The organism is Brevundimonas naejangsanensis DSM 23858, assembly GCF_000421705.1.
Lineage (GTDB): Bacteria > Pseudomonadota > Alphaproteobacteria > Caulobacterales > Caulobacteraceae > Brevundimonas > Brevundimonas naejangsanensis.
Genome location: NZ_ATXN01000003.1, coordinates 396,950 through 409,181, shown reverse-complemented (window position 1 = coordinate 409,181; position 12,232 = coordinate 396,950). Strand labels below are relative to the sequence as shown.

Below are 12,232 nucleotides of genomic sequence, written 5' to 3'. Positions count from 1 at the left end.
GGCTGATCGGCTTGGGGGGATATAGGGGGGTTATATTCGCGGGAGGGTGTGGGTGGTTGGGGGGTCTGGGGGGAAGGAGGGAGAGGGAGGGAGGCGTCATTCTGGGCGTCAGAATTAGCGTCAGGCCTGACGTCAGAAATGACGCTCTCTGACGCTTTCTGACGCTTGCGCTCCTCATAACGTGCCTGGCGCTCGGCCGCAGACGAGCGAGGTTTCTTCTGCCCAGCCTGTTCGATGGCCTCGACAGCAATGGCGATCACCTCAGGCGTCGCGCCCGCTTCAACCAAGCGCCGGACGGTGTCGGCTATGCTCATGCCGCGCTCCTGTCAGTGATGAGGTCGATCTCAGCCCGGTACTGCTGGGGCTCGGAGCCCTCGGAGCCGTGGCGGTTCTTGGCGATGATGACGTCCATCACCGTGCGTTTCAGGGCGACCTCAGCCTCCCAGAGCATGTGTTCCTCGGTCCCGGCCTTCGGTTCGGCCTTCTGGAGGTAGTAGACCTCCCGGAAGGGGAAGAGGACGGCATCGGCATCCTGCTCGATGGAGCCCGACTCTCGCAGGTCTGACAGCATCGGGCGCTTATCGTCGCGCTGCTCAACCGAGCGGTTCAGCTGGGACAGTAGGATGATCGCAATCTTGGCTTCGCGGGCGAGCGTCTTCAACGCCCCGGTCATCTCGGCGATGGCGGAGGCTTCGTTGCGCCCAGCCAGGGCAGGCCGGCGCATGAGCTGGAGATAGTCGATCCCGATGGCCGCCAGGTCGCCGCGGCGTTTCATGGCCCAGACGGCGCGAGAGACGTCCTCGACGGACACCCCTGCCCTATCCCGCAGCCATAGGTTCTTCGGGATCTCGCCCTTCACGACATGGAGGGTCTGCAGGTCGAAAGAGGTCAGCGGCGCCACCTTGGCGATGTCGGAGAAGCTGACAGGCTGCTCATGCGTGGCAGTCAGGCGCGACAGGGCCCGGTCATTCAGCTGGTCGGTGTCCATCTCCAGCGAGAAGCCTGCGAACAGTTTGGTCGGGTTCCGCAGGGCGGCGCCGTAGAGAACGTTGCCGAGGAGGGCCGTCTTGCCCATGCCCGGGCGCCCAGCCATGACGATCACCGATCCCGGCATCAGACCGCCCAGGCGCTTGTCAATCGACGACAGGCCGGTCTGAACGCCCTTGGGCTTGCCGGTGGCGACCTCCAGCTCCAGCCGGTCCATGCGCGCCTGCGCGGCGTCATGGGCGTTCACGAACAGGGCGTCTTCGGGCGCAGCGCCGCGCTCGGCTGCTTCCAGCTCGGAACGCGCCAAGGCAACGGCCTGATAGCCCGACAGTTCGGGATTGCGGGCCTGATGCATGGCGTCGGCCGCCATCTTGATCAAGCGACGGCGGACGGCGGTGTCAGCTACCAAAGCGGCGTAGTCCCGCGAACGGTTGGACGGCGGGGCCCGGTCGACCAGATCGAACAGATAGCCGAAGCCGCCGAACTGCTCGAAGGCGGGGTCAGCCGTGAAGGCCGCTTGTAGCGTCGTCGGCTCGGCCAGCTTCCCGGCCGTCACAAGCCCGTCGATGGCAGCGTAGAGCCGCTGATGGAACGGCTCGCTGAAGTCCTCGGCTGTGACGACGTCATGCACCTGGCGGTGGACGTCGTTGTCGAACATCAGCTGGCCCAACAGGGCTTGTTCAGCCTCCAGGTTCAGCGGGAGCGCGTTGGCCGCTTCTTCGGCGTCGCGGGGATCGTCCATCATGCGGCCTCCGCGAACTTGTCGGTTTCATTGCCCCACACGGTCCAGCCATCGCGCGGCGCGCGGGCGAACAGTTCCAAGCGGGGGCCGTCGCAATAGCGTTCTATCCGGCTGTGGGCCTCCGAAGGCTTCCGGCTATGCTCCTGCCGCGGCGCGGTGATGATTTGATGGATGGCCTTCGAGAGGCGTTTCGGGGCGCCGCGGCGGCCGAGCAATACCAACTCGGCGTTCTGGCGCGTGGTGTAGCCCATGCCCGTGAAGAGGTCGCGGCGATCCATGAACAGGACGCCGTCATCATCTCCATCGGGCTGCTTTCGACGCTTCACCCACACGAAGGCGAGGCTGGAGTAGCGGAAGCCCCAAGCATTCATGACAAGGAATGCCTGCTGGAGGTGCGGTCCCGTTGTCCAGAGGAACAGGTGACAGTCCTTGGCGGCGACGTCGGCCACCGGAAGAGCCTTGATCTCGGCCAACGCCATCGTCCGGTAGTGGTGCGATGGCGAGCGACGGGTCTGCCCCTTCGGGGATCGCGATGCGTGATGCCAAGGCGGGTCGGCCAGGATGCATGAGTAGGGCCCGGCGGGCAGCGGCTCAATCATCGCCGCCCCCATCATTCGCCGCGGTCAGCCGCGCAAAAGCCTGTTCCGCAGCCGCGTTCTTCACCACCTTGGGCAGGCGGTAGATCGCGCACACGTCGGCAGCGACCGAGTTAAGCGCCGTGGCGGTCTCGACGCGGCCAATCAGGGGCCAGCGGAACTCCGCGGCGATGTCGATCAGGTCGCCCAGAAGCGCGGCCTGTTCCCTCAGATCGGTCACGTCCTGCATGAGCGAGTGCACCGTACGGCGCGCGGTCATGCGCAGAAAGGTGGCCCGCGACGAGCGAGCCTGTTGGCTGGTCGCGTTCTCCCGGCTGCGGTCGATGCGCTCAACGAGGTACTTCTCGCGCTGGCTCACGCAGCCCTCCCCTGATCCCACGGAGTGGACTCGGCGCGACGGGCCTGGCGGCGCTCGCCGAACCCGAAGGCCTTAGACGCCGCAAGCACCCGGCCGACCGCTCGTTTGTGGTGGGTCAGGCAATACGTCTCCGTCGCGCCAGTGGCGGCGGGATCGACCGGCTGGCCGCAGCACATCTGCTTTGCGCCCGAGACATCTCCGACCGGCCATGAGCACTGGAACCGGCGGCGGTCGATTAGCAGGATCGAAGTGTCATTTGCAGCTTCAGCGAAGCCGTCGATGATCCCGGCGCCATGCTTGGCGAAATGCTCGCGCTTCTTTGCCGCCTCCGCTGGGCTGGAAGGCGCGAACCGGCCGAAGCTGGACGCCGGCGCAGGCTTGTCGATCTTGATGCCGCCCGTGGTGCGGTTGCGCTTCACGGCTGGGGCGCGGCCAGTCGAAGCCGGGGGCGACGCCTTCGCCTCCATGCGCTCGCGCGTCAGGCCAAGACGGTGCACCTTGGCGATGACAGAGTTTCTGGATCGGGACGGCAGTACCCGCGCGATCTCCGTCGCCGAGTTTCCGGCCAACCACATCTTCTTCATCGTCTCGATTTCGTGGTCATGCCACGCGTTCAGGATCGTGCTCATGCTGTCCTCGCTGCGTTCAGAGGTTCCCAGCGCCAGGCATGGGAGGGGTGACGAAGCCGGACGGCGCAGAGCCAGATGCCGAAGGCGTCCGCTTCATCGGAGGTTTTGGGGTCGAAGCCGTAGGCCCGGCAGGCGGCCATCATCGCGGGCTTCTCGGCCCGTCCGTTGCCGGTCAGTGCCTTCTTCACCTGCGACGTAGCCACCTCGGCGCACTCGATGCCGGCGCGGTGCGCCACCATTTCGGTGACGCCCGCCATGCCTTGCAGCTTCCGGGTCGTGGCGATCTGCGTCTGTCCCGCCAGGATGGGGGCTTCGAACACGATCAGGCTGGGCCCGACCTCGCGCACCTGCGGCCGCAGCCAGTCCTCCCAAGCCGAGAGGAACAGGCCGACGTCTGTCCCCGTCGACGGCAGGCGGAAATGGCTCAGCACCGGGCGCGCATCGGGAGCGCCGATGCAGAGCCCCGTCTGGGTTGCGAGGTCGAGCGCCATGATCATCAGGCGGCGTCCTGCTGATGCTCGGTATCGTCGCCGTCGTCGTTGGCCGCGTCCTCGATGTCGATCTGGCCGTCATCGTCGGTGGCCGGTGTCTGGGCCAGACGAGCGGCGAAGGCGCGGCGCACGGTGGCCTGCCCCTCCTCATGGCCCTCGCCATAGGACTGAATGCAGTCGTGCGGGCACTCCTTGGGCGCCTCGTTCGCCCAGCCCTTGCCGGCCAGACCATCGCGGAAGCCGATGTTGCGCCACTTCAACTGTTCGCGGACCGGGTCAGGGGTCGCGTCGGTGCCGTACAGTTCCAGTTGCGAGCCGATCGGCTGGCGCATGGCCTCGGCGAACCAGTCGCGCTCGGCGTAAAACTGCTTGACCTCTTCCGGGGTCCATTCGAGCAGGCGGACTTGTTCGTCGAGGACGCCGAGCTTGATACCCTTCGCCTTCAGGCCCTTACGGAAAGCGCTGATCTCAGCGGTGAGCTTCTTCCGCTTCTCGTTCCACTGGACCATTTCGTTCGCGGCCATGCGGATGTCGTCGTGCGACGGCATGCCGTTGTCCGGCTCGTTCGGAATGGCGCCGATCGTGCCCTGAACGTCGGGGTACTGGTCATTGTCAGCTTCGAGCTTCTTGGCCATCTGGCCCTCCATCAAGACCGCTCAACGGGGCGGTCAGTCCCGTTCGGTCATCGCCAGAGGGCGAAGGTCTTGGCGTTGAACAGCGACGGCTTGCGCGTCAGCCGCAGGAACAGCGCGTGTCCGAGGATCATAAGGAAGGCCATCAGGCTGCCCTCCGCGGGGTCGGGCTCGCCGCTTCGATGGCCCTGCGGACACCGCGGACACGCTCGAGGGCTTGCTCAGCATCGCGCTCGGCGGCGGCGATGGCGTCTAGATCGTTATTGGACAGGCGCCCGTCCGCCAGCGCCTCGCGGACGACGGCGACGACGTCCATGCTCTCCTGGGCGAGGTCGAAGGCGAGTTCCTTCAGACAACCCGTGAGCGGCTTGGGTTTGCAGAGGTCCGCCAGGGCGGCGCTGTAGATCGCCCGCCCGCAATGACGCTCCAGATCAACCATCACGTCCGCCGGCATCGTCGACGGCTCATTCGGGTTCTCGTAGTTCGACAGCGACGACCTGCGGACCCGGCACGCCCTCGCCGCCTCCTCCAAGCCCCCACATGCTTCGATGAGCTCTCCAGCGAGCCGGGCGTGTTCTCTGTGGCTGATCTTGTTCACTGGACGTTCCGTGGTCGTTTCCAACTGACCCGCGCTCTCGCTCAGGCGACGGTCGGGGTTGGCTGTTCGGGAGAAGGCGGTTGGGTTTCGTCGTTCGCGGCATTCGGCTTTTCAGCGGGTACGCGACCGAAGAAGGGAGCGAGCGTCCGCTGCGTGAGGTCACGAGCCTTTGCGGCCTCACGCTCGGCGGCGAGGATTTCCTTGATGGCGGCGATCTCGAACGGCAGCGCGCCGGTGATCGTCGCCAGCGCCGACAGGGCATCCGCCTCGCGACCTTGGACGGCCAGTTCGTTGGCGCCGATGATGAGGCCGTAGACCGTGCCCGCGTTGATCAGGGCTTCCTGGCGTCGAAACTGGAGGGCGGCCGATGACAGCATGTCACGCCGCCTCGCTGGTGGGGGCGTCGTCGTTTGCGGGCTGTGCTTGGTTCAATACGCCTGGAAAAAAATCATCCGGGCTAATCGAAATACCCATCTGGGGCGCCACGATTAGGATCCGGCGCATTTGTGCGTGCGTTAGGCTGTTGGTGTGCCGCTTCTCGCTGATCGTGTGGGGACGCACTCCTGCCGCTTCGGCCAATCTCGTCTGGGTGCCGAACCGTTCAGGGGCGGTGAGATGATCAATGACGTTATAGGGCATACCCCAACAATATCGGACAATCCGATATTCACAAGCCCCGATTTATCGGATGCGTATTATCGGGTTATCCGATTAGCTCGGCCTATGAAGATCGAGCGCTCCGACGAACTAAAAAAGGCCATCGGCCGCCGCCTCCGGGAGGGCCGGACCGCACGAGGGTTGAATCAAACCGAGGTAGCGAGGGAGTTGGGCCTCAAGAGCCAGTCGGTCGTGTCGAACTGGGAGAGCGGCGCGCTGGAATCTTGGGCCGACTATCTCGACGGGATTGCCGACCTATATGGGCTCGAAATCGATACCCTGAGGCCGTTGGCCGACGTCCGATCTGTCGATGAACTGGAAGCCGTGGAAAGTCCGGAGGTCGCGCCAAAGCGTGAGCCATCCACCTTCGTCCAAATTCCCGAGTACGACATTCGTCTTTCAGCCGGCGGCGGCTCCATCGCCACCGACGCTGACGCGATTGCTTACTGGAGCTTCCCTAGGGAGTACCTTGAGAATGAAGTGCGAGCTCCGTTGTCGTCGCTGGGCGTTGTTACTATCGAGGGGGACAGCATGTTCCCCACCCTGTCTTCCGGTGACCGCGTACTCGTCGATCGCAGCGAAACCAACCCGGCCAAGCCTGGCGTTTACGCAATCTTTGATTCCAACGCGACGGTTGTGAAGCGGATCGAAAAGGTGCCCGCCAGCGACCCTGCAGAGGTGGTCCTGATCTCGGACAACAAGAACCACAACCAATATCGGGTACCTGCCGATCTAGTGACCGTCATTGGACGCGTCGTCTGGTTCGCTCGGCGCCTCTAGCGACATTCACAGCCGAGTGTCGGCTGAACCTCGGGGGAGGCAATGAGAAACAGCATCCGCAACGGGATATGGGCCATCCTTGGGGCGCTCATTCTCTGGAATGCGTCGGTCGCCATTCCGGTCGCTCTTGAACAGCTCCAGGACAAAGGTCGCCCCGCATACGTGATCGCCTATCGCTCCTGGCTAGTGAGCCCGAGCGACATCACGGTGAACCTCGTGCATGTCGGACAAGGCGCAGCGCCGGTCGACCTCTATGCGGCGCTGGGCTCCGCCTCGGATGGCCTTGGTGACCGGAAGTTCAAAATCATCCGCCTGAATAGGTGGATCAGCCCGCGCCTCCTGCTGGACGGCTCGGCTTTTGCTGACGCAACCCGCCGCGATGGGAGCCCCCGAGGCTTCATGGATATAGGCTCGTCGCTCCACACCAGCGACGGTCGCCCGCTCAAGGAATACTCCTATTCGGGAGGCTGGCTGGCTGGCCTCAAGGAAATGTCGGAAAGCCTAGACGCCGCCAATGAAGGAACCCGCATCTGGGCTCATGGCGGCCATTAACTCAGACCTGTCGGTGCGGAAAAGCAATGAGCGACGATAAGCAGCGAGAAATCGACGAACTGGAAGCCCGCCTGGCGCAGCTGAAGGCGGCGCAGCGGGCTGATCCGGAAACCCCTGGGAAAGCGATCCAGAAGTCGGACAATCGGCTGCTGTATGGCGTGGCAGCGGTCGTCGGTGTGATCTGCGTCGTCGGGATCGCCCTGTCGGCTAGGTCGCCGAACGCGCTCAAGGCAGCGCCTGCGGTCACCGCCGAAAGCGCTCCCTCGTCGCCGCCCCTAACGCCTGAGCAATGGGCTGAGATCGACAAGCGCCGCCAGGAGGCCGAGGCTGCGCGCCTCGCCGCGGTTACGCCATGGACCTATCGCGACGACGTAGATCCGATGACTGACAAGCTCACGCGATGGGCCTGCACCACCTCGACGAACCGAGCCATTCTTGACCGGCCCTACAAGCCCGTCAGCGCTGACTTGTGCCTACGCCAATCGCCGCGCTACGGCCTTCACGCCATCGTCCAACTAAATGGCTCCGGCCAAATTCTGTGTCGGTCCTACGATGGCTGCACGCTCAAGATTCGCTTCGGTGACGGGGCCCAGCAGAGCTTCAGCGGCGGATCGGCAGCCGATGGATCGAGCAACGTCGTGTTTATCAGCAACGCCACTAGATTCATCGCGGCTGCGAAAAGCGCTCCGACCACGAAAATCCAGCTGACCTTCTACCAAGCCGGCGATCAGGTGCTTGAGTTCAACACCGAGAAGCTGGAATGGCCGAGGCCAGCGAAATGAGCCGCGTCGAACTGCGAGACGGCGAAGAGCGCCAGCTGCTGCTTACGGCGAACTGACGCAACCAAGGAGGAGGAACGGTGAATACCAAGTTCAACATTGCGCCCAGAGCCTGTTGGCGGGGCCGCTACCGGCTTCCTCGCTCAAACATTAATGTGATGAAACAGTGAGTGTGTTGACTTTAGAGGCAACAATCTCGAAGGTTGTGCGTAGTGGCCACATGGAGATGTTTGACGTCCCCGAGTGGCACCACGGTATGCCGATGAGACCTCTCTATGTCGCTTCAACCTTTTGGAAATGGGTGGATGGCTGCGATGCCCTCCATGTGATCCCCACAAAAGGCTCACGCCGAAGCATTTGGGAGCAGATTGAGCTGCACTTAGCCGAGCTTCGGTGTGCGGAGCGCCCGCCCGGTGCCGATGAACTACGGCGCTTGACCCCGACAAGATCTGGCATTTGGAAACTGCACCCGCCCGGCGCGCGCCTTTATGGCTGGTTCGCAAAGCCTCACACGCTCATCCTGGTTGGAGGAGCTACCGAGAAAGAAACTAAGTTGAATAAGTCACGCAACGCTAGCGAAATGAAGAATGTTTCGGCCTTCATCGCGAAGCACGATTTCAAGGCGCATATCGTTCGGGGGGACTACCGTGCCGTCTATCCGCGCTAACCCAAATCTACGTCGGCAGATCTATCTGGCTCTTGTCGGAAAGGTCGAGGGGCAATTACGTGAAATTTTCTCGAAGAGAAACGAGGAGTTTGGACTTACCCAATCGGATATTGCAAGAAAACTGGACGTTCATCGATCGGTTATTCAGCGCAGACTGAAGGGCGAAACCAACATGACGCTAGAAACTGTTGCGGACATGGCTTGGGCAGTTGGCGCCTGTATTGATGTTGATATCTTCGATCCAAAGGAGCGGACAGATCGCAATGATTACCTTCGAGACGCGACAACTACAGCTTGGACTGGAGGGGGAGTAACACCATCCCTTTCCCAATCCTCTAGAGCTGAATCTCGCATTGTTAGCATGGGATCTTTTGCAGGATGACTGATCAAGCCTATGTTATGCGCGAGGCTCCAGAGTTGTTCGGGAGAACGATTTTTGCTGAAGATGCTCGCTTTGAAGTTAGCGGACAGTTCACCCTTGTTGGTGTGATTCCCACGGCCGGAATCGATCTTGCGGAATTCCCATCCGTAATACCCAAACTGGCCATGATGATTGAGTTTCAGCAACGCCCTGACGTCGAAGCGGATGACGTCAGGATAGCGGTCTTTATGCCAGGCGCTGGTACAGAAGAGCCAGCATTCGATCACACTATTACAAAGGATGAATGGCTAAAGGAAGGAGTTGGATTTGGGGCCATTGAACATAACAGTCCTTACCCAAGTCCGCTTGTTCGCCGCGTCACCCAAGTTGTGGTGACTAGCAACCTTGAGATTAAAAGGCCAGGGATGATTCAGGTCCGCGCGTTTCGTAGACGAGAAGTCATTGGGCTCGGCGCTCTCAGGGTCATTCCGACGAGTGAAAAACAAGTTTAGCAAAACCCCCGCCCCACCAGGCGGGGTTTTTGTTAGGCGTCGTCGCCTTCATCATCCTCGGCCGCCTTCAACTCCGCATGGAGCATTTCAGCTTCAGCATCACACTCGGCCTTCGCCTGATCCATCCACCGGCTGATGGTTTCCTGACGCCTCACGATGTCCCGTAGCTGCCCCGGTAGATCGTCATCGGCGGCGTCGCCCTGGGCAAACAGCGCCATGATGTCGGTCAGCGTCTGCATACGCCCCATGATCACGCCGAAGCGGTAGTTGGGGTCGTCCCGGATGTCTTCGTCTTCGGTCATGGTTACGTTCGGTCTACGTCCTGACTAATCACCTTACCCATGACTGCGCCGTCTGGATCTTCCGGCACGTCCAGCTCTATCGTCACGAATGTGGGGTGGGCATACTCCGAATGGAGCGCCAAGTGGACCAGATATTTGGAGCCATCTTCGAAGCCGAAATCCTCATCGACAGTTCGTATGAGGTGCGGTGGATTGCTCACCAGATCGGTCCTGTCGCGTCGGGCCAAGGCCAATCGTCGTCCGTGGCCGTTCACAAGGGCAAATGTGCCAGCGCTCATGGTCTTGTTGATCTCCTGAACTTTTCCCTCTCGCTCTAATGAAACCAGCTCAACAGAGCATTTCTGGAGCGGCTGAAGGATCGTGTTGGTCACCTGCATCCAGCACAGAGCAGATTTTATCTGCCCTCCGGATGCAGCTTCACGCTCCGATTTCACTTCCGTCACCTGAAGAACAGCCTTTCTATAGGCTGATGACGTTCCCCTGAGCACTGGGCCTGGCTTGTCGTGCGCTTGCTTAGGAGAGATGGGCGCGGCGGCAGGCGGTGATGGCGTGGCGCACGGGGCCTTGCTGATGCTGGGTGCAGGAAGAGGGCCAGGGCGCATCAACTCGCGGCCAATCAGCACCAGGGCGACCATACATCCGATGGCAACGGCGAGATAACCCGCGATCTTGAGCGCCTCAAACATGGCGGCGCCCACCTCTGCCCATCGCCATCCATACACCTGATAGGCTTCGCTCAGGGCTGATCCTAGCGCCCACCGGGCCACTTCGATGGCCACACCCCCTAACATGAAGCCGAACGGGGCCTTCATGCTCGCTAACGCTCTCTTCATTCCGCCCTCCGCTATGCGCGAGGACGCTAAGGCGCCGCCTGATCGAGAGTCCAGCGTAACGCGGTGATGTGTGGGTCATTAGCCTTCCTGCATCGGCGCCAGCACTAGGCGCTGAAGGTAGTTCGATATCGACCCGATAGAAATATCGGAAAACCCGATTGACAATATCGGGTCGTCCGATATCTTTCTCCCATCACCGGGAGACGAACCATGTCACTCAAGACCGAAATCACTGCCGCCGCGAACGACGCCGCCCCGAAACTCAACAAGCGCCAGCTCGCCAAAGCGGCGACGCGCGAGAAGCTCCTGCACACCGCCCGCGTTCTCTGGGCGCCGGCGGGCAGCTATGAACCTGTCACCATCCGCGACATCGCCGCTGCCGCTGGCATGTCCACCGGTTCGATCTTCGCGAACTGGTCCGGCAAGGAAGACCTGTGGCGCGACGCCATGGGCTACGAGCCGCCAGTGGACTGCGAGGCCGTCCGAGCCGCGCTGAAAGCCCAAGCCGCGCAAGCACGGTGGGCCGCGTAAATGGCCACCATCACCCCCGACGAAGCCCGCCGTCAGCTGCAATGGCTCAGCGGCCAGAACGAGGTCGGCACCGCCGCCCGTCAGGCCGAACTGCGCGCTATCTTGGTGGCCGCCGATGAAGTCTTCGAGACGGACCCGGTGAAAATGCTCGCCATGGCCGATGCGCTGGAGCGCTGGGCCGCCGAGTACGACGAGCAAGGCCGTGACTTCCAGGCCGCCGAGAACCGCGAGAGCGCGGCTCGCTATCGCCGCTGCGCGGCTCGCGTTCAGATGGCCAACGACAATGTCGACATGGGGAGGGCTGCTTGATGGCTGGTCCTTTCATCGAAGGAGACGTCGTCCGCCACACCCAATGCAAATGGACGGCGATGGTCGTCCGCTGCGACGGCCAGACCCTGATCCTGGAAAAGGACGGGTGCGCTGCCGACTACTCCAACCTCGACGACTTCGAACTCGTCACGCCTGCAGGAGGTGAGTGATGCAACACGTCTCCGAAATCATGCCCGGCGTCGTCGCCAGCATCGCCAAGGCCGGGAATGTGAACCTCGCCTTGGTCCCGCCGAGCCGCCAACCGCTGTTCGTGGTCGAAGGTCCGAAGATTCTGGACCGCCGCACCCGCCGCCGGATGAACGTCGATCAGGCCACGCAGGAAATGCTGCGCCTCGCCGGCGAACTGGCTTCGGCCGAAGACCCCGGCCTGCTGATCCCGGTCGTCAATGCGCTGGCCTGGGCCATTCGGGACGCGCGGGAAGCCGAGAACGACCCCATGCCCCCGGCCAGCATGGCGAGGGCGGCATGAGCAAGCTTCAGAAGAACTGCGAGGCGTGCGCTGCGCTGATCACGGTGCGGGTGGCCGACCACAAGCGGGGCTGGGGCCGCTTCTGCGACAAGTCTTGCGCCGCCGCGCACAAGGTCGGGATGCGCCCGCGTGATGTGAATGCAGAGCACGCCAAGTCCAGCCCGTGGGCTGCGTCATGTGTGGCTGCGCGGATCGCTGCTGGCGTCGATGCCTGGCCCGCTGCGCCGCGCATCAGAGAACAGGTCGGCAAGGCCAAGGTCCGGCCGATCTACCACTCGCCCGCCAACTGCCGCGCGTGTGGCGAAGCCATCAACGGCCCCGGCTACTGCGATGAATGCGACGCCGAAGATCAGGCGCTGCACGACAACGAGGCTGGCTGGGACGGCCACAAGGCGGCCGCCTGATGCGCCGCGCCCTCGAGAACGG

22 protein-coding genes are annotated in these 12,232 nt (G+C 62.7%); 10 read left to right on the top strand and 12 right to left on the bottom strand.

Annotated elements, in window-relative coordinates; translation table 11 throughout:
• The 10 genes from H556_RS16560 to H556_RS16430 all read right to left on the bottom strand — a co-directional run.
• A partial coding sequence (locus H556_RS16560; RefSeq protein WP_211216121.1) for a hypothetical protein occupies positions 1 to 314 on the bottom strand: 314 nt, incomplete at its 3' end.
• Complete coding sequence (locus H556_RS0109540) at positions 311 to 1,732, bottom strand: replicative DNA helicase (protein WP_081650936.1); 1,422 nt, start codon at positions 1,730 to 1,732, stop codon at positions 311 to 313. The genes H556_RS16560 and H556_RS0109540, both read right to left, overlap by 4 nt.
• Positions 1,729 to 2,328 (bottom strand): MT-A70 family methyltransferase, encoded by a 600-nt coding sequence (locus tag H556_RS0109535; protein ID WP_024354204.1) that lies wholly within the window; start codon positions 2,326 to 2,328, stop codon positions 1,729 to 1,731. The genes H556_RS0109540 and H556_RS0109535 overlap by 4 nt, the downstream gene beginning before the upstream one ends.
• Positions 2,321 to 2,683, bottom strand: coding sequence for a hypothetical protein (locus H556_RS0109530; protein ID WP_024354203.1), 363 nt, complete (start codon positions 2,681 to 2,683; stop codon positions 2,321 to 2,323). The genes H556_RS0109535 and H556_RS0109530 overlap by 8 nt, the downstream gene beginning before the upstream one ends.
• Positions 2,680 to 3,312: a GcrA family cell cycle regulator gene (locus H556_RS15895; RefSeq protein ID WP_024354202.1), complete on the bottom strand. Its 633-nt coding sequence runs from the start codon at positions 3,310 to 3,312 to the stop codon at positions 2,680 to 2,682. The genes H556_RS0109530 and H556_RS15895 overlap by 4 nt, the downstream gene beginning before the upstream one ends.
• Complete coding sequence (locus tag H556_RS0109520) at positions 3,309 to 3,809, bottom strand: crossover junction endodeoxyribonuclease RuvC (RefSeq protein ID WP_024354201.1); 501 nt, start codon at positions 3,807 to 3,809, stop codon at positions 3,309 to 3,311. Before H556_RS0109520 ends, H556_RS15895 begins: the two co-directional genes overlap by 4 nt.
• Positions 3,809 to 4,438 (bottom strand): hypothetical protein, encoded by a 630-nt coding sequence (locus tag H556_RS0109515; RefSeq protein WP_155802465.1) that lies wholly within the window; start codon positions 4,436 to 4,438, stop codon positions 3,809 to 3,811. The genes H556_RS0109520 and H556_RS0109515 overlap by 1 nt, the downstream gene beginning before the upstream one ends.
• A gap of 142 nt (positions 4,439 to 4,580) precedes the next feature.
• Entirely contained in the window at positions 4,581 to 5,033 is a 453-nt protein-coding gene (locus tag H556_RS0109505; protein WP_024354199.1) for a hypothetical protein, read from the bottom strand.
• 41 nt (positions 5,034 to 5,074) lie between these two features.
• Entirely contained in the window at positions 5,075 to 5,410 is a 336-nt protein-coding gene (locus H556_RS0109500; RefSeq protein ID WP_024354198.1) for a hypothetical protein, read from the bottom strand.
• Position 5,411: 1 nt separating this feature from the next.
• Positions 5,412 to 5,672: a hypothetical protein gene (locus H556_RS16430; RefSeq protein WP_162140911.1), complete on the bottom strand. Its 261-nt coding sequence runs from the start codon at positions 5,670 to 5,672 to the stop codon at positions 5,412 to 5,414.
• An 84-nt stretch (positions 5,673 to 5,756) separates the two neighbouring features.
• Between H556_RS16430 and H556_RS15890 the strand changes: the two genes are divergently transcribed.
• The 5 genes from H556_RS15890 to H556_RS16355 all read left to right on the top strand — a co-directional run bounded on the left by H556_RS15890 (position 5,757) and on the right by H556_RS16355 (position 9,341).
• A complete protein-coding gene (locus tag H556_RS15890; protein ID WP_024354197.1) occupies positions 5,757 to 6,470 on the top strand; it encodes an XRE family transcriptional regulator in 714 nt (237 codons plus the stop codon).
• 42 nt (positions 6,471 to 6,512) lie between these two features.
• Positions 6,513 to 7,022 (top strand): hypothetical protein, encoded by a 510-nt coding sequence (locus H556_RS0109490; RefSeq protein WP_024354196.1) that lies wholly within the window; start codon positions 6,513 to 6,515, stop codon positions 7,020 to 7,022.
• 26 nt (positions 7,023 to 7,048) lie between these two features.
• Entirely contained in the window at positions 7,049 to 7,804 is a 756-nt protein-coding gene (locus tag H556_RS0109485; protein WP_024354195.1) for a hypothetical protein, read from the top strand.
• A gap of 644 nt (positions 7,805 to 8,448) precedes the next feature.
• Positions 8,449 to 8,850, top strand: a complete 402-nt coding sequence (locus tag H556_RS16150) for a helix-turn-helix domain-containing protein (RefSeq protein WP_211216120.1) — start codon at positions 8,449 to 8,451, stop codon at positions 8,848 to 8,850.
• Positions 8,847 to 9,341, top strand: a complete 495-nt coding sequence (locus tag H556_RS16355) for a hypothetical protein (protein ID WP_155802463.1) — start codon at positions 8,847 to 8,849, stop codon at positions 9,339 to 9,341. Before H556_RS16150 ends, H556_RS16355 begins: the two co-directional genes overlap by 4 nt.
• A 32-nt stretch (positions 9,342 to 9,373) precedes the next feature.
• Here H556_RS16355 and H556_RS0109475 read toward each other — a convergent pair whose 3' ends face one another.
• Both H556_RS0109475 and H556_RS0109470 read right to left on the bottom strand, forming a co-directional pair.
• Positions 9,374 to 9,643: a hypothetical protein gene (locus H556_RS0109475; protein ID WP_024354194.1), complete on the bottom strand. Its 270-nt coding sequence runs from the start codon at positions 9,641 to 9,643 to the stop codon at positions 9,374 to 9,376.
• A gap of 2 nt (positions 9,644 to 9,645) precedes the next feature.
• Positions 9,646 to 10,455, bottom strand: a complete 810-nt coding sequence (locus H556_RS0109470; protein ID WP_155802461.1) for a hypothetical protein — start codon at positions 10,453 to 10,455, stop codon at positions 9,646 to 9,648.
• 231 nt (positions 10,456 to 10,686) lie between these two features.
• On the opposite strand from H556_RS0109470, the gene H556_RS15695 reads away from it, so the two are divergent.
• The 5 genes from H556_RS15695 to H556_RS0109445 are packed head-to-tail and all read left to right on the top strand — an operon-like array spanning position 10,687 to position 12,210.
• Positions 10,687 to 11,007, top strand: a complete 321-nt coding sequence (locus H556_RS15695) for a TetR/AcrR family transcriptional regulator (RefSeq protein WP_024354192.1) — start codon at positions 10,687 to 10,689, stop codon at positions 11,005 to 11,007.
• A complete protein-coding gene (locus H556_RS0109460) occupies positions 11,008 to 11,316 on the top strand; it encodes a hypothetical protein (RefSeq protein ID WP_024354191.1) in 309 nt (102 codons plus the stop codon).
• On the top strand, positions 11,316 to 11,486 hold the full coding sequence (locus H556_RS16350; RefSeq protein WP_155802459.1) for a hypothetical protein: 171 nt from the start codon (positions 11,316 to 11,318) through the stop codon (positions 11,484 to 11,486). The genes H556_RS0109460 and H556_RS16350 overlap by 1 nt, the downstream gene beginning before the upstream one ends.
• A complete protein-coding gene (locus H556_RS0109450; protein ID WP_024354190.1) occupies positions 11,486 to 11,806 on the top strand; it encodes a hypothetical protein in 321 nt (106 codons plus the stop codon). Before H556_RS16350 ends, H556_RS0109450 begins: the two co-directional genes overlap by 1 nt.
• Positions 11,803 to 12,210, top strand: coding sequence for a hypothetical protein (locus H556_RS0109445; protein WP_024354189.1), 408 nt, complete (start codon positions 11,803 to 11,805; stop codon positions 12,208 to 12,210). The genes H556_RS0109450 and H556_RS0109445 overlap by 4 nt, the downstream gene beginning before the upstream one ends.
• The last annotated feature ends 22 nt before the right edge of the window (positions 12,211 to 12,232 follow it).

What these genes read in the sequence shown, in the direction of transcription:
- H556_RS0109540 (WP_081650936.1), bottom strand. Translation starts at nt 1,732, where the DNA reads ATGATGGACGATCCCCGCGACGCCGAAGAAGCGGCCAACGCGCTCCCG.
- H556_RS0109535 (WP_024354204.1), bottom strand. Translation starts at nt 2,328, where the DNA reads ATGATTGAGCCGCTGCCCGCCGGGCCCTACTCATGCATCCTGGCCGAC.
- H556_RS15895 (WP_024354202.1), bottom strand. Translation starts at nt 3,312, where the DNA reads ATGAGCACGATCCTGAACGCGTGGCATGACCACGAAATCGAGACGATG.
- H556_RS0109520 (WP_024354201.1), bottom strand. Translation starts at nt 3,809, where the DNA reads ATGATCATGGCGCTCGACCTCGCAACCCAGACGGGGCTCTGCATCGGC.
- H556_RS0109515 (WP_155802465.1), bottom strand. Translation starts at nt 4,438, where the DNA reads ATGGCCAAGAAGCTCGAAGCTGACAATGACCAGTACCCCGACGTTCAG.
- H556_RS0109500 (WP_024354198.1), bottom strand. Translation starts at nt 5,410, where the DNA reads ATGCTGTCATCGGCCGCCCTCCAGTTTCGACGCCAGGAAGCCCTGATC.
- H556_RS16430 (WP_162140911.1), bottom strand. Translation starts at nt 5,672, where the DNA reads ATGCCCTATAACGTCATTGATCATCTCACCGCCCCTGAACGGTTCGGC.
- H556_RS15890 (WP_024354197.1), top strand. Translation starts at nt 5,757, where the DNA reads ATGAAGATCGAGCGCTCCGACGAACTAAAAAAGGCCATCGGCCGCCGC.
- H556_RS0109490 (WP_024354196.1), top strand. Translation starts at nt 6,513, where the DNA reads ATGAGAAACAGCATCCGCAACGGGATATGGGCCATCCTTGGGGCGCTC.
- H556_RS0109485 (WP_024354195.1), top strand. Translation starts at nt 7,049, where the DNA reads ATGAGCGACGATAAGCAGCGAGAAATCGACGAACTGGAAGCCCGCCTG.
- H556_RS16355 (WP_155802463.1), top strand. Translation starts at nt 8,847, where the DNA reads ATGACTGATCAAGCCTATGTTATGCGCGAGGCTCCAGAGTTGTTCGGG.
- H556_RS0109475 (WP_024354194.1), bottom strand. Translation starts at nt 9,643, where the DNA reads ATGACCGAAGACGAAGACATCCGGGACGACCCCAACTACCGCTTCGGC.
- H556_RS0109470 (WP_155802461.1), bottom strand. Translation starts at nt 10,455, where the DNA reads ATGAAGGCCCCGTTCGGCTTCATGTTAGGGGGTGTGGCCATCGAAGTG.
- H556_RS15695 (WP_024354192.1), top strand. Translation starts at nt 10,687, where the DNA reads ATGTCACTCAAGACCGAAATCACTGCCGCCGCGAACGACGCCGCCCCG.
- H556_RS0109460 (WP_024354191.1), top strand. Translation starts at nt 11,008, where the DNA reads ATGGCCACCATCACCCCCGACGAAGCCCGCCGTCAGCTGCAATGGCTC.
- H556_RS16350 (WP_155802459.1), top strand. Translation starts at nt 11,316, where the DNA reads ATGGCTGGTCCTTTCATCGAAGGAGACGTCGTCCGCCACACCCAATGC.
- H556_RS0109450 (WP_024354190.1), top strand. Translation starts at nt 11,486, where the DNA reads ATGCAACACGTCTCCGAAATCATGCCCGGCGTCGTCGCCAGCATCGCC.
- H556_RS0109445 (WP_024354189.1), top strand. Translation starts at nt 11,803, where the DNA reads ATGAGCAAGCTTCAGAAGAACTGCGAGGCGTGCGCTGCGCTGATCACG.